We start from the raw sequence: 17,847 nt of genomic DNA on the forward strand, positions 1-17,847 counted from the left end.
AAACCAGCACGATGCCTTTTGCTGTTCCGCCCTCATCGCGTCTGGTCGACGCTGTCGGCCGCGACGGCTGCCGGGCGCTTGACGGTATCGGCGACGGCGCCGTGGCCGCTGATTTCCTGGCCGGCATCGGCGGCGAAGCGGCGGTTCCAGACGGTGGCGGTCAGCGAGATCGCCGCGACCAGGATGAAGGCGGCGGAGAAGTCGCCGAGCTGCGGTTGCGCGTGACCGTGCATCTGCATCGCACCGTGCAGCGCCAGCGCCGCCACGCAGATGCCGAGCGAGAGCATCAGCTGCTGGAAGGTCGTGTAGAAGCTCGTCGCCGAGCTCATCTGCCGGGCCGAGATTTGGTCGTAGGCGACCGTGTTGTACCCGGTGAACTGGAACGACATCGAGAAGCCGCAGGCGAGCAGCACGCCGAAGATCGTCCACAGCGGCCAGTCCGGCCGGAAGGCAGCACAGACGCCGTAGCCGAGGCTGGCAAAGATGCCGTTGACGAGAAGCGCGTTGCGGAAGCCGAAGCGGCGCAGGATCCTCGGCGCCACCGCCTTCATCGCCAGCGAGCCGATGGCGGTGGCGATGGTGATGCCGCCGCTGGTGGCGGCCGACAGACCAAAGCCCAACTGCATCATCAGCGGCAGCAGGAAGGGCTGCGCCCCTTGGGTGATCCGCGTCAGCGATCCCGCGATCACCGAGGTCCCGAAGCTTGGCACCCGCATGAGGGACAGGTCGAGGATCGGGGCGGGGTGGCGGCGGGCATGGCGGATGTAAATGAGGCCGAAGGCCAGGCCGACGAGGGAGAGCACCAGCGCGAACAGGCCCTCACCGTCGCGGCTGGCCATCTCGAAGCCGAACAGCAGGGAGCCGAGCGATACGCCGGAAAGGCCCATGCCCAGCCAGTCGAACCGTCCCGCGCGCTCGCCCTTCACGTCCTCGATGAAGAAGGTGACGAGGACCATGCCGAGGATGCCGATCGGCAGGTTGATGTAGAAGATCCATCGCCAGTCGGCATAGGTGACGATCAGGCCGCCGACCGGGGGGCCGAGGATCGGCCCGATCATCGCCGGCACCAGCAGCCAGGACATCGCCGAGACGAGGTCTTTGCGCGCGACGCTGCGCAGGAGCACCAGCCGGCCGACCGGCATCATCATCGCGCCGCCGACGCCTTGGAGCAGCCGGGCGAAGACAAGGAAAGAAAGCGTCGGGGCGAGGGCACAGAGGATCGAGCCGAGGAGAAACACGCCGATCGCGGCCCGGAACACGGTGCGGGAACCGAAGCGATCGGCCATCGCGCCGCTGGCCGGGATGAAGACGGCGAGGCTGATGAGATAGGAGGTGAGCGCAATGCTCATCGCCGGTGCCGAGACGGCGAAGTCGCGCGCCATGGTCGGCAGCGCGGTGGCGAGGATCGTCGCGTCGAGCTGTTCCATGAACATCGCCGAGGCGACGATCATGGCGATGGTCCGGAAATTAGGGGCGGTCTTCGCCGGTGAGGCGGCGGGCACGGCTGCCGCGGCATCGGCACTGGCACTGGCACTGGGAGGCGGAGGGGGAGCCATAAGCGGGGCCTTCGGGCACGACGAGGTCTCTGCCCCGGTTAAATGCAAGGGCTACATACGATTCAACGCTGGCGGGCGCCAGACCAATCCCGGAAGTTTGTCGACCTGCCGGCTTGCCGCCGGTCGCAGCAAAGGCGGATGGGAGAGGGGCGGGACGTGCCGTCCTTGCCCCTCTCCTGAATGTTCGCCGCGCTACTGCAGCGTGTAGGCGATGACGCTGTCGCCCGGCGTCGTGCCGATCGAGCCGTGACCGCCGGCGGCGAGCACGACGTACTGCTTGCCGTCCTTGCCGCGATAGGTCATCGGCGTGGCCTGGCCGCCCGCCGGCAGGCGCGCCTGCCAGACCTTCTCGCCGCTCCTCATGTCGTAGGCGCGCAGATAGTTGTCGAGTGTCGCCGCGGTGAAGGAGACGCCGCCCGCCGTCGTCAGTGTGCCGCCATGCGCGACGATGCCCATCGGCATCGGGATTGGCCAGGTGAGGCCCATGATCTTCTGGTCCTTTACCGTGCCGTTGCGGCGCGTCCAGGCGGTCTTGCCGGTCTTCAGGTCGACGCCGGCCATCAGGCCCCAAGGCGGCGCCTGGCAGGGCAGGCCGAGGCCGGAGCGGAAGTTCTGGATCGAGACCGCATAGGGGCCGCCCATGTTCTCGTTGATCGGCCGCGTGCCCTCCTTCGTCACCAGCCGCTCGTCGGTGTTGCCGGCCGGGCGCGGCAGCACGTTGTAGAGGTAGGAGAGGCGGAGCGGCGTGGCGATCAGCCATTTGTTGACGGGATCGACGGCGATACTGCCCCAGTTGAACACGCCGATATTGCCGGGATAGGTCAGCGATCCCGCGATGGTCGGCGGGGTGAACGGGTTGCCGTCATAGCGCCGCTGGCGGAACTCGGCGCGGCAGAGGATCTGGTCGATCGGCGAGATGCCCCACATGTCGCTCTCGGTGAGCGGCGGCGGGGTGAAGTTCAGCGACGAGATCGGCTGTACCGGCGACGGGTGCTCGTTCGGCACGTCCGTCACCGTCGACACTTGCTGCTCCGAGACCGGAAGGACCGGCTTGCCGTCGCGGCGGTCGAGAACGAAGAGGTTGCCGTTCTTGGTCGGCAGCACCACCGAGGGCACATTCGCGCCGTTCACCGGCAGGTCGATCAGCGTCGGCTGCGACGGGTTATCCCGGTCCCAGAGGTCGTGATAGGACGACCGGAAGGTCCAGCGCAGCTGGCCGGTGGTGATGTCGAGCGCGGTCAGCGCATCGACGAAGCGCTCGTCCTCTGCCGTCCGGGTCTGGCCGAACATGTCCGGCGATTTGTTGCCGAAGGGAACATAGACGAGGCCGAGCGCCTCGTCGGCGCTGAGCGTCGTCCAGGCGACCGGCGAGTTCGCCTCGTAGGTGGCGCCGGGCGCCAGGGGCGCGGTCTCGTCCGGCTTGCCGGCATCGAACTTCCAGACGACCTGGCCGGTCCTGACGTCATAGGCACGGATCACGCCGGACGCGTTGTCCTTGTAGTAGTTGTCGGCAATCGAGCCGCCGAGCACGATCAGGCCCTTGGTCACCAGCGGCGCCGAGGTCTGCATGTAGGTGGCTTCGCGGACGTTCGGCATCTGGTCGAGGAGGTTGACGTAGCCGTTGTCGCCAAAGCCAGCGCAAAGCGCGCCGGTGTCGGCATTGATCGCGAACAGCCGGGCATCGACGGTCGTCGCGATGACCCGGCGCGGGCAGGCGGCGATGGCGGCGGCGGTCTCGGCGGAGGCGGGCTGCGAAGCCGGTGCCGTCGCCTCGTCATGATAGGAGACGCCGCGGCAGGTCTGGTGCTGGTAAACCGCGTTCGGCTTCAGGCCGGGATCGAACTTCCACTTCACCGCGCCGGTCTCGGGCTCGAGCGCCTCGACGATGTTGTGCGGGGTGCAGAGGTAGAGCATCCCGTTGACCTTCAGCGGCGTCGCCTCGAAGGTATATTCTGAGGCGTCGTCGGGCCCTTTCAGGTCGCCGGTATGGTGCTCCCAGGCGATTTTCAGGTTCTTGACCGTATCGAGGTTGATGTCCGACAGCGCCGAATAGCGCTGGCCGAGATTGGTGCCGCCATAGGCCGTCCAGTCGTCTGTTGGATAAGCGGGTGTGCCGACGGCGGCCGGTGGCGCCGCGGCGGCCTCGCGCGGCAGCTCGCCGGCGACGAGCAACGGATCGTAGAACCAGGCGCCGACGGCGAGGACGGCGATGGCAGCGACGGTGCCGCGCAAGAGGCCGGCGGCGGCAGACGGCGACGTGCCGCGGGCGGCATCGGCGCGGCGCAAGGTGCCGGTGACGAAGGGCAGCGCCATCCAGAGGCCGATGAAGGTGATCAGCGCGCCGCGCGGGATCCACTGCCACTTGTCCAGCCCGACTTCCCAGAGCGTCCAGGCGAAGGTGAGGATGAGGACGACGGCAAAGACCGTCAGCGCCGACTGGCGGCGGCGGATCAGCTGGAAAGCCGACAGAAGCAAGCCAAGGCCCATGACGATATAGAAGGGACTGCCGCCCAGCGAGACGAGGTAAACCCCCGCCGCGAGGATCGCCGCGCCCACCAGCGCGACAACCCAGCCTGTTATGACCGCTATCATCGAATTCTCCTTACACACACAGAGTTGGACCGGCTTCGCCGCGCTCATGGCGGCGTTGGTTCCGGCTTGAAAAAGACTGGGAAAAGATCAGGACGAGCGGCTTTTTCGCAGCGTCGTCTCCAGCACGTCGAAGACGCGAAGCGCCGCCTCCAGATCTTCGGCGGTCGCCCCGGCAAACAAAACTTGCCGACGCTCCAGCAAAGTCTCCTGGAAACGTCGATGGAAGGCTTCGCCTTCGGTGGTGAGGTGGACGCGCTTGGCGCGGCGGTCGACCGCATCGTCGATCCGCTCGACGAGCCCGGCTTTCACCAGCTGGTCGAGCACCCGCACGAGGGTCGGCCCCTCGATGCCCATGGCATCGGCAAGTTCCACTTGCCGCAGGCCCTCGCCGAAGCGGGCGAGATAGCGCACCGGCAGGAAGCTCGCCTCGGAGAGGCCGTGCGGTTCCAGCAGCACATCGATCTCCCGCCGCAGGAGCCGCGAGAGAAGGTGGAGCTTGAGGCCGAAATCCTCGAGCGACAACATGGCGGATGTCCAAACTAGTTAGCTAGGCTATCAGTCTGGTAATCCTCTTGCGAGAGGTCGTCAACCCGTTTCGGCGGCGGCGCGGGGCGGGATAGGGGCAAGGGCCGTTCAGGCGTTTGCCGCGGCCCGCCGAAGTTCGGCGTCGAGATCGTCGCGGGTGCTGGCGATGTGGGCGGTGCTGAGCCTTGCGGCTTCGCTTCTCAACCCGGCCGCCCAGGCGTCGAACAGCGTCTCGTGCTCGTCGATGGCCCGCTCGGCGCGGCCGCGGGGCTCGAGATGCTTGACGACGTAGCGTTCGGCGATCACCTGCAGCCGCTCCACCGTCTGCACCGTCACCGGGCGCCCGCCCGGCCGGATCAGCGCCATGTGGAAGGCGCGGTTCAGCGTGCCCGCGCTGGTGCTGTGCTCCCGCGCGGCGCGGTTCAGCCCGTCCAGCGCGGCGCGCGCCTGCGCGATGTCGTCCGGCGTCAGCCTTTGCGACGCGGCGCCGACGGCGTCTGGCTCGATCTTCAGGCGCAGATCGAAGACGTCCTCGGCCTCGATGGCCGAGAGCGGCCGGACGAAGTAGCCGCGGTTCATCTCCGACAGCACCAGCCCGTCCTGCTCGAGCTTGGCGAAGGCCTCGCGCAGCGGGATCTTCGAGACGCCGAGCTCGGTCGCCAGCGCATCCTGGCGGATCGCCGCATGCGCAGGAATGCTGCCGGCGATGATCCGGTCGCGGAGGATGTCGACGATGCGGTCGGCCAGCGCCGTCTTGACGATCAGGCTCATCAGACGACCTGGAAGCCCTGCCAGAAGGGATCCTCGCGGTCGATCCAGATCGTGTTGAAGCCGGTGGCGACAGCCGATCCCTCGATCGACGGCACGATCGCCGTCTCGCCACCGAGCGTGGTCTCGGCTTCCACGGTGCCGACGAAGCGGCTGCCGATATAGCTCTCGTGGACGAAGGTCTGTCCGGGCTGGAGTCGGCCGGTAGCGGCAAGATGGGCGAGGCGGGCGGAGGTGCCGGTGCCGCAAGGCGAGCGGTCGATCGCCTTGTCGCCGTAGAACACCGCATTGCGCCCATCGGCGCCGTCGCCGCGCGGCACGTCCGCCCAGAGCACGTGGCTGACGCCGCGGATGGTCGGGTCGAGCGGATGCACCGGCTCGAATTTCTCCCGGACCAGTGTGCGGACCAGCGTCGACAGCTCGACGATGCGGCTCGCGCCCAGCGCGTCGAGCCCGGTATAGGCGCCCTGCGGCTCGACGATGGCGTAGTAGTTGCCGCCATAGGAGACGTCGACGGTGAGCGGGCCGAAGTCCGGCACGTCGATTTCGATGCCGCGCGCGGCGACGTAGGCGGGAACGTTGGTGATCTTCACCGAGGTCACCTTGGCGCCCTCGGTGGCATAGCCGATGTCGATCACCCCGGCCGGCACCTCGACGCGCAGCCGGCCCGGCGTGCGCGGCTGGATCAGCCCATGCTCGAGGCCGAAAGTGATCATGCCGATGGTGCCGTGGCCGCACATCGGAAGGCAGCCGCTGGTCTCGATGAACAGGATGCCGATGTCGGTGTCCGCTTGCGTCGGCGGGTAGAGGAAGCCGCCCGACATCATGTCGTGGCCCCGTGGCTCGAAGCAGAGGCCGGTGCGGATCCAGTCGAAGCGCGCCAGGAAATCCTGGCGGCGCTCCGACATGGAGCTTCCCTGCAGCAGCGGCGCGCCGCCGACCACCAGCCGAACCGGATTGCCGGCGGTGTGGCCGTCGATGCAGAAAAAGGTGTGGCGCATCAGGCGGCCTTGGACATGGTCAGCGTCGGCCGGGTCGCCGCGGCCTTCTCGACCATGGCGGTGACCTCCGCGCGCCGCTCGCCGGTGAGCGGCATGCGGGGCATACGCACGCGCTCGGAGCCGCGGCCCATGATCTCTTCGGCCAGCTTGATCGACTGCACGAGGTCGTGCTCGGCATCGAGGTGCAGGAGCGGCATGAACCAGCGGTAGATCATGCGCGCGGTCTCCCAGTCGCCGCGGTCGCAGGCGGCGACGAGCTGTACCGACTCGGCCGGGAAGGCGCTGGTGAGGCCGGAGACCCAGCCCTTGGCGCCGAGCATCAGCCCTTCCAGCGCGACGTCGTCGAGGCCGGCGAAGAGGTCGAAGCGATCACCGAAATCGTTGATGAGGTCGGTGAAGCGGCGCGGGTCCGGGGCGCTTTCCTTGACCGCGAGGATGTTCGGCACGTCCTCCAGCGCCCGCAGCACGTCGGCGCCGATGTTGACGCGGTAGGCCGGCGGGTTGTTGTAGAGCATGATCGGCAGGCTGGTCGCTTCGGCAACGGCGCGGAAGTGGGCGACGAGCTCTGCGGGCTTCGGCACGTACACCATGGCCGGCAGCACCATCAGGCCGTCGGCGCCGAGTTTCTCGGCGTCCTTGGCATAGGCGACGGCCCGGCGGGTGTCGAACTCGGAGACGCCTGTCAGCACCGGCACGCGGCCGGCGACGACTTCGACGGCGGCCTTCAGGATCGTCCGCTTCTCCTCGCCGTCGAGCGAGTTGTTCTCGCCGCAGGTGCCCATCAGGATCAGGCCGTTGACGCCGTCGCGCACCAGCGCATCCTGCACGCCCTGCGTCGCCTCGACGTCGACCGACATGTCCTCGCGGAACTGCGTCGTGACTGCGGGAAATACGCCATGCCAACCGGTCTTCGCCATCTCGGGCTCCTCTTGATCTCAAAATCGTATAATATATACGATACTGTGAAGCGGAGGGTGTCAAGTGGGCGACAAGCGGACGGTGGTGGTGGGTGGCGGCATCGTCGGCCTGTGTTCGGCGCTGGCGCTCCAGCGGCAGGGCGTTCCGGTGCTGCTCGTCGATCCCGCGCGCGCCGTGCCGCCGGCATCCTGGGGGAATGCCGGCCATGTCGCGATCGAGCAGGTGGTGCCGCTGGCGTCGATGGCGACACTGACGTCCGCGCCGCGCCGGCTGACCGTGCGCGGCGGGGCGCTGTCGCTGCCGCCGAGCGACGTCCGGCGCTGGCTGCCCTTCGCGCTGCGCCTCGCAAGGGCCTCGACGCCGGCCCGCCTTGCCGAGGGCCATGCGGTGTTGGCGGGGCTGCTGGCCGGGGCAATGCCGGCCTGGCATCGTCTGGCGGGAAGCCTTGGCGCAGAGGGTGTCCTCATCGAGAACGGCCATGCCGTCGTCTGGCATGATCCTCGTGCCGCCGCCGCCGGCGTCGCCGCCTGGCAGCAGACTGATACCGGGACGGCGCGCTTCCATGTGGCGGATGCCGCAGAGCGGGCCGCGCTCGGCCGCGTGATGGCGCAGCCGCCGACGGCCGCGGTCATCTTCGAGAACACCGGCCAGGTCACCGATCCCGGCGCCGTGATGGTGGCGTTGCGACAGGCGTTCGCGGCAGCGGGTGGCACCGTCCTTGCCGGCCTCGTTCGGGGCGTCGGGCTGGAGGACGGCAAGGCGGTGCTGCATCTTGCTTCTGGCGCCAAGCTGTCGCCGGAAGCGCTGCTGATCGCTGCGGGCGTCGAGTCCGGCGAGCTTCTGCGGCCGCTCGGCCTGTCGGTGCCGATCATCGCCGAGCGCGGCTATCACATCCAGGCCGCCGACCACCGCTGGCCGGAAGGCCTGCCGCCGGTGGTGTTCGAGGAGCGGTCTATGATCGTCACGCCGTTCGAGAGCGGCCTCCGGGCGGCCGGCTTCGTCGAGTTCGGCAGCTTCGACAAACCCGGCAATCCGCGCCGGTGGGAGACGCTGGAACGACACGTCGCCGAGCTCGGCTTGCCAGTGGCAGGCCCCTTCAGCCGCTGGGTCGGGGCGCGGCCGACGCTGCCCGATTATCTCCCCGCCATCGGCCGAGCCCCGCAGGCCGCAAACCTGTTCTACGCCTTCGGCCATCAGCATCTCGGCCTGACCCTCGGCCCGCTCACCGGCGAGCGCGTTGCCGGCCTGATGAATGGCTTCGAGCCTGCCCAGCCGGCGCTTTCGCTCGCGCGTTTCGGCTGAACCGGCCGAGGGCTCGGAAGACGGAGCGCCCTTCGGGGGGCCTTCAGGGCGCCCGCCGTTTTAGCTTTTAAGGAAGGCCAGGATGTCGGCGTTGATCACGTCCGCATGGGAGGTGGCCATGCCGTGCGGAAAGTCCTCATAGGTTTTCAACGTGCCTTTCGGCAGCCGTTTTGCGGCAAGCGGGGCCGAGGCGGCGTAGGGGACGATCTGATCGTCGGTGCCGTGCATCACGAGCACCGGCACGTCGATCGACTTCAGGTCTTCGGTGAAGTCGGTCTCGGAGAAGGCCTTGATGCACTCGTAATGGGCGTGGATCGAGCCCATCATGCCTTGCCGCCACCAGTTCTCCTTGACGCCCTCGGAGATTTTCGCGTTGGCGCGGTTGTAGCCGTAGAAGGGACCTGCCGGGAGGTCTCGGTAGAACTGCGCCATGTCGTCGGCCAGTGCCTTTCGCAGGCCGTCGAAGACCGCCATCGGCAAGCCGCCGGGATAGGCTTCCGTCTTCAGCATGATCGGCGGCACGGCGCCGATGAGCACGGCCTTGGCGACGCGGCTGGTGCCGTGCCGGCCGAGATAGCGCGCGACTTCGCCGCCACCGGTGGAATGGCCGATGTGCACGGCGTTCTGGAGGTCAAGCGCCGCTGCGAGCGCGGCGACATCGTCGGCATAGGTGTCCATCTCGTTGCCGGTGGTCGTCTGGCCCGAGCGGCCGTGGCCCCGACGGTCGTGCGCGATGACGCGAAAGCCGTGCTGCACGAAGAACAGCATTTGGCTGTTCCAGTCGTCGGCGGAGAGTGGCCAGCCGTGGTGGAAGACGAGCGGCTGTCCGCTGCCCCAGTCCTTGTAGAAGATTTCGGTGCCGTCCTGCGTATGGATCGTCGGCATGCGGTTCTCCTCAGGGAACTGTCGGGACGGGCCGATAGGCCGGCGCCGGCACTGCTTCGCCTTACTTAAAAACGCCGGGGCGGGAGTGTCCATGCCTGGTTCGGTGGGTGGCAAAGCTTGCCGGGCGGGACGGCCCCGGTACTTTCCATGGCAACGGCGGATATGGTCTAAGGCCGGCGGGCCGGTGCCGGCCGATGCGATGCGAGGATTTCCATGTTCCAGAACTTCGACGACGCCATCGACTTCAGCCAGAGCGCCGGGCGGGTCGCGCGGCTGCGTCAGATCATGGCCGACCAGGGGATCGACGGCTTCGTCATCCCCCGCGCCGACGAGCACCAGGGCGAGTACATCCCGGACTCGGCCGCCCGGCTGGCCTGGCTGACCGGCTTCACCGGCTCGGCCGGCGTCGCGCTGGTGCTGGCAGACCGGGCCGCAATCTTCGTCGACGGGCGCTATACGCTGCAGGTCCGCGATCAGGTCGACCTTCAGGTGTTCGAGCCGTGGAACTCGGTCGAGACCTCGCTGCCGGCCTTCCTCAAGGAGCATGCGGGCGGCCTGAAGATCGGCGTCGATCCCTGGCTGCATACGCTGGCGGAAGTGCGCCAGCTCTCCGGGGCGCTGGAGCCGAAGGGTGGCGCGCTGGTGACGCTCGCCGGCAACCCGGTCGACCGGCTGTGGAACGACCGGCCGGCGCCGCCGAAGGGCGCGGTCAGCCCGCATCCCGAGCGCTATGCCGGGGTGCCCGCGGCCGAAAAGCTTGCGGCGCTATCCACCGTGCTGACACGGGAGGGCGCCGACAGCGTCGTCCTGACCGATCCGTCCTCGATCGCCTGGGTCTTCAACATCCGCGGCACCGACGTCTCGCACACCCCTTTGCCGCTCGCCTTCGCGGTGCTGCGGGCGGCGGGGCGGCCGAGCCTCTTCATCGATCCCGACAAGCTCGATTCGGCCGCGAGGGCCTATCTCAACGGTCTCGCCGATCTTGCCGAACCCGCCGCCTTCGAGCCGGCGCTGCGCAGGCTCGGCGGCACCGTGATGCTCGATCCGCAACTGGCGGCGGCGCGCGTTGCCACGCTGGTGGAGGAGGGCGGGGCGACGGTCCTGAAGGGGACCGACCCGGCGCGGCTGCCGCGGGCGATCAAGAACGCGGTGGAACTGGCGGGCTCCCGCGCCGCCCATCGCCGCGACGGTGCCGCGATCACGCAATTCCTGTGCTGGCTCGACCGCCAGACGCCGGGGACGGTGAGCGAAATCGTCGCCGCCGAAACACTGGAGGCTTTTCGCCGGAAGGCGGGCGACGCCGACGGCATGGCGCTGCGCGACATTTCCTTCGACACCATTTCGGGCTCCGGGCCGAATGGCGCGATCGTCCACTACCGCGTCAACCGCGAGAGCAACCGGATGCTCGGTGCGGGCGAGTTGTTCCTGCTGGACTCCGGGGCGCAGTACCAGGACGGCACCACCGACATCACCCGCACCGTGCCGATCGGCACGCCGACGGAGGAGATGCGCCAAAAATTCACGCTGGTGCTGAAGGGGATGATCGCCATCTCCACCGCCCGCTTCCCGAAGGGCACCCGCGGCGTCGACCTCGACCCGCTGGCCCGCATCGCGCTGTGGAAGGCCGGCTGCGACTATGCGCACGGCACCGGCCATGGCGTCGGCTCCTACTTGGCGGTGCACGAGGGGCCGCAGTCGATCTCGAAGCGCGGCATCGCGGTACTGGAGGCCGGAATGATGCTGTCGAACGAGCCGGGCTACTACCGCGAAGGGGCTTTCGGCATCCGGATCGAGAACCTCATCCACATCGAACCGGCCGAGGTGCCGGAGGGTGGCGACCTGCCGATGCATTCGTTCTCCACCTTGACCTTCGCCCCGATCGACCGGCGGCTGATCGTCCCCGGCCTGCTCGACGCCAGCGAGCGCGCCTGGATCGACGGCTATCATGCGGAGGTCGCGGCCTTGCTGACGCCCGTCGTCGATGCCGAGACAGGGGAATGGCTGGCGACTGCAACGGCGCCACTGGAACGCTGACCGGGCAGCGGGCGGGAAGGCCTAAGTCCCGCCCGCCGGTACGCTTGCGCCGTCGATCAGAGCGTTTGCGCGCGCGGGGGGAGAGCACCGGCTGCCCTCGGGCGTGATGTCCTTCCCGCATACTGCACTTGCGAAATCGGCATGCTGCGGTGCGGAACGGTTCGGACTCGCGGGCCCTTTGGAAGGGATTGGAAAAGCGAGGCCAGCATGGACGAACTTCCGATCGAGATCGACCGCTACCTGTCCTGGGCACCGGATTGGGTCTCCAGCACCATCATCCTCTGCGTGGCGGTGCTTCTGGCCTGGGGACTGCACCGGATCGTCTTCCAGTCGGTCATGCGGATCGTGCAGACCCGCAGCCTGTTCACCCGCTCGCTGGTGTCACGGACCAAGAACCCGACGCGCCTGGCCTTCATGACGCTGGCCGTCGCGGCGGTGGCGCCCGCGGCACCGCTGCCCTACGAGGCCGCCGTCGTGGTCGCGCGCCTGACGACGGTCGCCTTCGTCATCCTCGTCGGCTGGTTCGCGCGGACGGCGCTGCAGATCTGGACGACCATTCACCTCCGCCGGTTCAAGCTGGACTCCGAGGACAATCTTCTCGCCCGCAAGCACGCCACGCAGTCGCGGATCCTGCAGCGGGTCGCCGAGACGCTGATCCTCGTGGTGACGGTCTCGGCCGCTTTGATGACCTTCGACAGCGTTCGCCAGTATGGCGTCAGCCTTCTCGCCTCGGCGGGTGCGGCGGGCCTTGTCGCCGGCCTCGCCCTCCAGCCGATCCTGAAGAACCTCGTCGCCGGCATCCAGCTGGCGATCACCCAGCCGATCCGGATCGACGACGCGCTTCTGGTCGAGGGCGAATGGGGCAATGTCGAGGAGATCACAGCGACCTACGTCGTCGTCCGTCTCTGGGACTGGCGGCGCCTGATCGTCCCGCTCAGCCATTTCATCGAGAAGCCGTTCCAGAACTGGACGCGCGAGGGCTCGGCACTGATCGGCAGCGTCTTCCTCTACACCGACTTCACCGTCCCCGTGGCCGCGCTGCGCACCAAGCTCGAGGAGATCGCCCGCGCTTCGCCGCTCTGGGACGGCAAGGTCGTCAATCTACAGGTGACGGACTTCAAGGAGAGCACGGTGGAAATCCGCATGCTCGTCAGCGCGCACAATTCCGGCAAGGCTTTCGATCTGCGCTGCGAAGTACGCGAGGCGATGATGGGTTTCCTGCAGGAGAATTATCCAGCGTCTCTGCCAAGAACACGCACGGATTTTTCCGCGCCGCGCGATGAGTTTCCCGTCCGGGTTTCTGAGAGGGCCACAGCCCGTCGCCAGTGAAGTACGGCATGGTCGCACCTTCGAGAGCGCAATGAAAAAGGCCCCGCGAAAATCTCGCGGGGCCTTCTGAAGGGTCGACCGTGTCAGTGCCGGTTAGCGGCACATGCGGCGTGGGCCGTTGTTCGGCTGGTAGGTACCGCTGCGCGGGTCGAAGGTGCGGTAGCGGGCGGCGCAGGAATCGTACCATGCCTGGCTGCGGACGGCATAGCTGCCGCCGCGATAGGCGCGTGGCTGGTTCGAGTTGGCGATCGCTGCGCCGACGCCGAGCCCGAGGATCGCGCCGCCGATCAGCGCGCCGCTGTTGTTGCGGTGGTGGCGGCGGTTGTAGTAGCGGCGGTTGTTGCCGTAGTAGCGACCACCGCGGTACGAGCGGCCCCCACGGTAGGAATGGCCACCGCGGTAATGGCGCCCGCCGCCATAGCTTCTGCCGCCGTGATAGCGGCGTCCGCCATGATCACGTGCCTCGGCCTTGCTGATGCCGACCACCGGAACGTTCGACGGAATTGCCGCCGGGACCACCGAGAATGCCAGTGCTACCGCCAAAACCTTGGTCGCCAGCGACCTGAAAATGCGCATGCCTGTTCTCCGATTTTGTCATTGGATGTTCTTCGACTAACCATTCCCCACATGAACGGTTCCTGAAGGGAGCCTGGGATGGACGTTTGCCCTGCCAACCCGCGCGGCAGCGTTAACGTAAGGTCACCGTGCGCAAGCAGCCCGACGCTGGTCCCTGCCGGATGCCCGCATCTTCACGAATTCGCCAGGACGCGCTAATCGGGGCGCGGATGTCGGGTTCTCCTGGAAAACCCCGTCCAGCACAGCGGTGACGAGCGGCGACACCGGAAGAGGGACCTTTTGGCCGACACGTTCCGCATCGCGCATCTCTCCGACCTGCATTTTGGACGTCACGATACGAGGCTTGCCGAAACGCTGCTCGCCGACGTCGAGGAGCAGGCGCCCGATCTCGTGGTGATCAGCGGGGATTTTGCGCAGATCGGCAGCCGGCGCGAATTTGCGGCGGCCCGCGCCTTCCTCGATCGCCTGACCGCGCCCGTCTTCGCGGTGCCCGGCAATCACGACGTGCCGGCGCGCAATGTCTACAAGCGCTTCGCCGACGCCTATGGGCGGTACCGCCAGTTCATCGCCGACGACCTCGAGCCGTTCCGAGAGATCGGTCCTCTCGCCATTGCCGGACTGAACACCGCCCGGCGGGTGCGGCCGGGCTGGAACTGGGCGAACGGCTCGATTGGACGGCGCCAACTCGAGCGGCTCGAGCAGCGCTTCGTGGCCAGCGCGCCGGGCGCTGTGCGCATTGTCGTCGCGCACCATCCGCTGATGCAGCCGGAGGTGCCGGTGTCGATCCGCCTGGTCAAGCGGGCGGATCTCGCGCTCGCGACATTCGCCCGGCTGGGCGTGCGGCTGGTGCTCTCCGGGCATTTCCACATGTCCTACGTCCGCCATCACCCGCCGGGCCTCGTCGTCGTCGGGGAGGGGGGCGCACCGGCGATGATCGTCGCGCAGGCCTCGACCTCGATCTCGACCCGGCTGCGCGGCGAGCCGAACGCCTACAACCTCGTCGCCATCGGCCCGCAGCGGATCGACATCGCCGTGCGCGAATGGAGCGGCGAGGGCTGGATCACCCGCGGTACGGCGCCGGCGCCGGTCGCGATCGGCGCCGTCGCCGGCTGAGAGCCGGGGCGGCGGAGCGAGCCGCGAGGGGCCGCCAGGGCATCGAGGCTGGTCGGACTTTCCTTGCGGCGGGCAAGCGAAGGGTTCCCGCCCTCGCGTTCGAGCCGGGTTTTGCAGGGGTTCCGGCATCCGTCCCGACGCTCCGAAAAGACAGCGGGCGCCGGAGGCGCGGGGTTGGATGAAAGCGAAGCGCCTCCGGCGTTCCGCGCGGCGCCCGGCCGAGCTGTGGGGGCCTTTCCGGCCGCCCGACGCTCCACCCATCCTCCCACTCCGCCGCCGCCGCGCCGTTGCCACGGGCGCGCCGCCACCGGATACCGGCGCCGCCGCCCGTGCCAAAGGCGGCCTCTCCGGGGAGGCCGGCTACCGCTCCCCGGAGAGAGCAACGCCCGGACACCGCCCGCCATCCCCCGAGCGATCCCGGTGATCACTCGCGTCCCTCGCGGGGACAGCGGTGAGGGGAAGATAGCGGGGGAGGGAACATAAAGGAAATTAATCTTATTTAGGCATCTAGGGTCTTAGATATTCACCGGCTTTGATCGCGAGGCGAGGCGATGTTTGCGCCTGTTCAGGTGCCGGTTTTAGCAAATTTTCAGTGCTCTTGGGCAGGGTAGAGACTTCAAATGTGCCCCTCCTGAAAGTTTTCCGCCTCCCCGCTGTACCGGAATAAAATCCGGAAACGCAACGGGAGGGTTTGATGGGGGCAGGAAGGGAATACTTCGAGACACTCCCCGCGCTGCTGGCGCAGCGGATGGAGTGTCGCGGCCTACAGGTGCTGCTCGCGTTCGCCACCCTGCACCGGCTGACGTTGAAGTCCGGATACCGGGAAAGTCAGCCCCGCTGGCCGAAGGGCAGCGGCGACATCAGCGGGCAATGGCGGGACGAGGGAAGGCGGCAGGAAGGAAGCCGGCTGGCCGGGATTGAGGTCAACATCCCGTTGCCGCCGGAGGACCCGAAGACGCCGCCGAAGGGGTCACGGGTGCGGACGCCCGGCTCCGAGGGAGAAGGCGCAGTCGACCTGCCGCCCGACAATCCACTGACCCTTCCCTCCCAAGCACCTGCAACGGTGAAAGCAAGGAACCTGATCGTTAAGAAGGTGGTCAAGTGGATCGCCATGGCGCTGGCCCGCCGAGCGCCGTTGCCAATCCGCATCTTCATCGACGCGATCCGAGTGGTACAATGGTTGGACGAGCACTATCCAGAGATCCAATCATATTTTGATCCACCCAGAACACTGGACGACTTGAAGCGCTTGGCGGTGCCCGGACAGAAGGGGTATGAGATCCACCACATCGTCGAGAAGGAAAGCGCTGCTAAAGACGGTTTTCCGTGGTCACAGATCAATGGTAGGGACAACTTGGTACGGGTTCCGAAATTCAAGCATCATGAGATCAATGCTTGGTTTCAACGTCGAAATCAGCGTTTTGATGAATTGTCGCCAAGAGATTATCTTCGGGGGAGGAGTTGGGACGAGCGCTATAAAGTTGGAATCGAGGAGCTTATCAGCAGGGGAGTTCTGTTGCCATGATGGTTGTGCAGTTAAATTGTTCTGATCTTAAGAAATTGAGCACAAGTGAACTCGTCCAGCGCTTTGCCGATATCGGCACAGCACAAGACGACGCCGAACTTAATGACGAGATTGCGCGCTTCAATCGGCTCTTTGTCATGCGCGAGGCCGTAGAGAAAGAACTGCGTCGGCGGCCAAGCGATGGGCGGCGGGCGTTGATGGCGCTGTTCCACCATCGAAGCGATCGAGCAAGGCTCAATGCCGCCATCGCCTTGCTCGCGGTCGAGCCGGTCGCAGCGCGAAGAATGCTCGAGCGAATTCGCGATTGGAAGATTCCGCCCTGCGCTGCGGATGCCAGCGGTATGCTGCGCTCGCTGGACGAAGGGAGCTATGTTCCGAGCTAGAACGGCAACGAGCATTCGTCTCCGCGATAATCTTTTGGCGGGAACTGGAAGCTTGCGCATCCAACCTTGCGCGGCAAAGGCCTTTAAAAAGCGATGTTGGTTGCAGCGCAAGGAAATTAACGTCGTCAGACCAGTGAACCGAAAGTGGATGCCTTGAGTGCATTCCTGGCATTCGTGCTACGCTAAGCGCATTTACAAGGGGCTTACAAAAGTAAAGCTATTGCGCGTGTGCTCTACGGGATAAGATATTAATTATAATAGCTGCAAATCTAGGCCAGCCGTGTTCATCTTCAATTAGGAATCCATGCTCATCATAATAGTCTTGTACTCTGAAGCCGATCCCAATTCCGTACAACTCTATTTTTGATCCTGCTCCGATCCATTCGATCGTCTTGAGGAGGTGTTGACGAAGTATCTTTTCCGAATTTTCGTTCAGCGTCGAGTCGTCAACGGGTGCCCCGTCGCTAATGACGAGCAGGATTTTGCGCGTTTGTGGCACCACGGAAAGCCGTGAATACGCCCACAGAAGAGCCTCGCCGTCGACGTTTTCTCTCAGAATCGCCGGGGACAGCATCAAGGCAAACGTCCGGTCCGCATCACCGTGTGCCTCGAAGCTCTTGTACACGATGTGTCGAAGATCGTTTAGACGGCCTGGAGAGGGCGGCCTCCCATCGGAAATCCACAGCGCTCGCGAGCGACCACCGATCCACTCTCTGGTCGTGAAGCCGAGGACTTCATGGGCAATGCCAAGACCGGAAAGTACGCTCGATATCTCCGAGATCCAGCAAACGATCTTAGCGATCTTCTCTCCGCGCATGCTGCCGGAGTTGTCGATCAGAAATGAAACGGCGACGCCACCGGCGGCACAACCTTGCAGGCTGGCCGCCAGAAGATGTTTTGCATGTTGAGTTTGAGCGCGGCGATCGACCTTGAGTTTGCTTAGACGGCTGGCCAAGAAATCCGCTTCCGCCTCGTCGAGCATGGACAGGGCATCGATCGTCTCGTCGAATTCTTTGGTATAAGCATAATAATCGAGATGCGTCAGATTGTTGAAACGGGCTTTCTTCGAAGCATAGCGTCGAAGGGAATGGACCTCGGGCGCGAACGCTTCTGTGTCGCGGGGCGATAGTGGCGGGTCATCGTTCTCCGGCTGAGTCTGGTGAGGTCCGGCGCCCTTCGATCCGAGCAGGGGTGCGAGACGCATCAGCGCCCGCCGCAACGTCCTCTTGAGCGCCGCGAAGGGTCGACGCCATTCGGCGGGATCCACGGATCGGAAGTGGTTCATGCGCCAACCCTCCCGACTTGCTGTCAGAATAATGTCTGGCCTGCGCGCCTCCCGC

At 66.3% G+C, this 17,847-nt stretch carries 15 protein-coding genes; 6 read left to right on the plus strand and 9 right to left on the minus strand.

All coding sequences use genetic code 11. From position 1 onward, the window contains the following. Positions 1 to 32: 32 nt before the first annotated feature. The 6 genes from ACZLZQ_RS12105 to ACZLZQ_RS12130 form a co-directional block, all read right to left on the minus strand. Complete coding sequence (locus ACZLZQ_RS12105; protein WP_472949566.1) at positions 33 to 1,556, minus strand: MDR family MFS transporter; 1,524 nt, start codon at positions 1,554 to 1,556, stop codon at positions 33 to 35. Between the two features lie 192 nt (positions 1,557 to 1,748). Next, positions 1,749 to 4,148: a membrane-bound PQQ-dependent dehydrogenase, glucose/quinate/shikimate family gene (locus ACZLZQ_RS12110; protein WP_472949567.1), complete on the minus strand. Its 2,400-nt coding sequence runs from the start codon at positions 4,146 to 4,148 to the stop codon at positions 1,749 to 1,751. An 87-nt stretch (positions 4,149 to 4,235) separates the two neighbouring features. Further along, the gene (locus tag ACZLZQ_RS12115; RefSeq protein WP_472949568.1) at positions 4,236 to 4,673 is read right to left on the minus strand and encodes a MarR family transcriptional regulator; all 438 of its coding nucleotides are present in this window, start codon (positions 4,671 to 4,673) and stop codon (positions 4,236 to 4,238) included. A gap of 108 nt (positions 4,674 to 4,781) precedes the next feature. Continuing rightward, positions 4,782 to 5,444, minus strand: coding sequence for a GntR family transcriptional regulator (locus ACZLZQ_RS12120; protein ID WP_472949569.1), 663 nt, complete (start codon positions 5,442 to 5,444; stop codon positions 4,782 to 4,784). Beyond that, positions 5,444 to 6,445 carry a 4-hydroxyproline epimerase gene (locus ACZLZQ_RS12125; RefSeq protein ID WP_472949917.1) on the minus strand — a complete coding sequence of 334 codons (1,002 nt, stop codon included), beginning with the start codon at positions 6,443 to 6,445 and terminating at the stop codon, positions 5,444 to 5,446. The genes ACZLZQ_RS12120 and ACZLZQ_RS12125 overlap by 1 nt, the downstream gene beginning before the upstream one ends. Next, complete coding sequence (locus ACZLZQ_RS12130) at positions 6,442 to 7,359, minus strand: dihydrodipicolinate synthase family protein (RefSeq protein ID WP_472949570.1); 918 nt, start codon at positions 7,357 to 7,359, stop codon at positions 6,442 to 6,444. Before ACZLZQ_RS12130 ends, ACZLZQ_RS12125 begins: the two co-directional genes overlap by 4 nt. 64 nt (positions 7,360 to 7,423) lie before the next feature. On the opposite strand from ACZLZQ_RS12130, the gene ACZLZQ_RS12135 reads away from it, so the two are divergent. After that, entirely contained in the window at positions 7,424 to 8,662 is a 1,239-nt protein-coding gene (locus ACZLZQ_RS12135; RefSeq protein WP_472949572.1) for an NAD(P)/FAD-dependent oxidoreductase, read from the plus strand. Positions 8,663 to 8,722: 60 nt separating this feature from the next. Here ACZLZQ_RS12135 and ACZLZQ_RS12140 read toward each other — a convergent pair whose 3' ends face one another. Further along, positions 8,723 to 9,547, minus strand: a complete 825-nt coding sequence (locus tag ACZLZQ_RS12140) for an alpha/beta fold hydrolase (RefSeq protein WP_472949573.1) — start codon at positions 9,545 to 9,547, stop codon at positions 8,723 to 8,725. 213 nt (positions 9,548 to 9,760) lie between these two features. Here ACZLZQ_RS12140 and ACZLZQ_RS12145 point away from each other — a divergent pair, with 213 nt between their 5' ends. Together ACZLZQ_RS12145 and ACZLZQ_RS12150 are read left to right on the plus strand one after the other, a co-directional pair. Beyond that, positions 9,761 to 11,581 (plus strand): aminopeptidase P family protein, encoded by a 1,821-nt coding sequence (locus ACZLZQ_RS12145; protein ID WP_472949574.1) that lies wholly within the window; start codon positions 9,761 to 9,763, stop codon positions 11,579 to 11,581. 207 nt (positions 11,582 to 11,788) lie between these two features. Then, positions 11,789 to 12,910: a mechanosensitive ion channel family protein gene (locus ACZLZQ_RS12150; protein WP_472949575.1), complete on the plus strand. Its 1,122-nt coding sequence runs from the start codon at positions 11,789 to 11,791 to the stop codon at positions 12,908 to 12,910. Between the two features lie 93 nt (positions 12,911 to 13,003). On the opposite strand, the gene ACZLZQ_RS12155 is transcribed toward ACZLZQ_RS12150, so the two are convergent. Continuing rightward, positions 13,004 to 13,486 carry a BA14K family protein gene (locus ACZLZQ_RS12155; protein ID WP_472949577.1) on the minus strand — a complete coding sequence of 161 codons (483 nt, stop codon included), beginning with the start codon at positions 13,484 to 13,486 and terminating at the stop codon, positions 13,004 to 13,006. A 279-nt stretch (positions 13,487 to 13,765) separates the two neighbouring features. On the opposite strand from ACZLZQ_RS12155, the gene ACZLZQ_RS12160 reads away from it, so the two are divergent. From ACZLZQ_RS12160 to ACZLZQ_RS12170, 3 genes are all read left to right on the plus strand, one after another. Continuing rightward, positions 13,766 to 14,599, plus strand: coding sequence for a metallophosphoesterase family protein (locus ACZLZQ_RS12160; protein WP_472949578.1), 834 nt, complete (start codon positions 13,766 to 13,768; stop codon positions 14,597 to 14,599). A gap of 694 nt (positions 14,600 to 15,293) precedes the next feature. Beyond that, positions 15,294 to 16,124 (plus strand): hypothetical protein, encoded by an 831-nt coding sequence (locus tag ACZLZQ_RS12165; RefSeq protein WP_472949579.1) that lies wholly within the window; start codon positions 15,294 to 15,296, stop codon positions 16,122 to 16,124. Beyond that, positions 16,121 to 16,507, plus strand: a complete 387-nt coding sequence (locus ACZLZQ_RS12170; protein WP_472949580.1) for a DUF2019 domain-containing protein — start codon at positions 16,121 to 16,123, stop codon at positions 16,505 to 16,507. The genes ACZLZQ_RS12165 and ACZLZQ_RS12170 overlap by 4 nt, the downstream gene beginning before the upstream one ends. A 217-nt stretch (positions 16,508 to 16,724) precedes the next feature. Here ACZLZQ_RS12170 and ACZLZQ_RS12175 read toward each other — a convergent pair whose 3' ends face one another. Further along, complete coding sequence (locus tag ACZLZQ_RS12175; protein ID WP_472949581.1) at positions 16,725 to 17,792, minus strand: cobaltochelatase CobT-related protein; 1,068 nt, start codon at positions 17,790 to 17,792, stop codon at positions 16,725 to 16,727. Positions 17,793 to 17,847: the final 55 nt, after the last annotated feature.

This window comes from Mesocryomonas lacus, assembly GCF_055730105.2.

Coding starts and splice junctions, on each gene's coding strand:
- ACZLZQ_RS12145 (WP_472949574.1), top strand. CDS start 9,761: ATGTTCCAGAACTTCGACGACGCCATCGACTTCAGCCAGAGCGCCGGG.
- ACZLZQ_RS12165 (WP_472949579.1), top strand. CDS start 15,294: ATGGGGGCAGGAAGGGAATACTTCGAGACACTCCCCGCGCTGCTGGCG.
- ACZLZQ_RS12150 (WP_472949575.1), top strand. CDS start 11,789: ATGGACGAACTTCCGATCGAGATCGACCGCTACCTGTCCTGGGCACCG.
- ACZLZQ_RS12155 (WP_472949577.1), bottom strand. CDS start 13,486: ATGCGCATTTTCAGGTCGCTGGCGACCAAGGTTTTGGCGGTAGCACTG.
- ACZLZQ_RS12110 (WP_472949567.1), bottom strand. CDS start 4,148: ATGATAGCGGTCATAACAGGCTGGGTTGTCGCGCTGGTGGGCGCGGCG.
- ACZLZQ_RS12105 (WP_472949566.1), bottom strand. CDS start 1,556: ATGGCTCCCCCTCCGCCTCCCAGTGCCAGTGCCAGTGCCGATGCCGCG.
- ACZLZQ_RS12140 (WP_472949573.1), bottom strand. CDS start 9,547: ATGCCGACGATCCATACGCAGGACGGCACCGAAATCTTCTACAAGGAC.
- ACZLZQ_RS12120 (WP_472949569.1), bottom strand. CDS start 5,444: ATGAGCCTGATCGTCAAGACGGCGCTGGCCGACCGCATCGTCGACATC.
- ACZLZQ_RS12130 (WP_472949570.1), bottom strand. CDS start 7,359: ATGGCGAAGACCGGTTGGCATGGCGTATTTCCCGCAGTCACGACGCAG.
- ACZLZQ_RS12115 (WP_472949568.1), bottom strand. CDS start 4,673: ATGTTGTCGCTCGAGGATTTCGGCCTCAAGCTCCACCTTCTCTCGCGG.
- ACZLZQ_RS12170 (WP_472949580.1), top strand. CDS start 16,121: ATGATGGTTGTGCAGTTAAATTGTTCTGATCTTAAGAAATTGAGCACA.
- ACZLZQ_RS12175 (WP_472949581.1), bottom strand. CDS start 17,792: ATGAACCACTTCCGATCCGTGGATCCCGCCGAATGGCGTCGACCCTTC.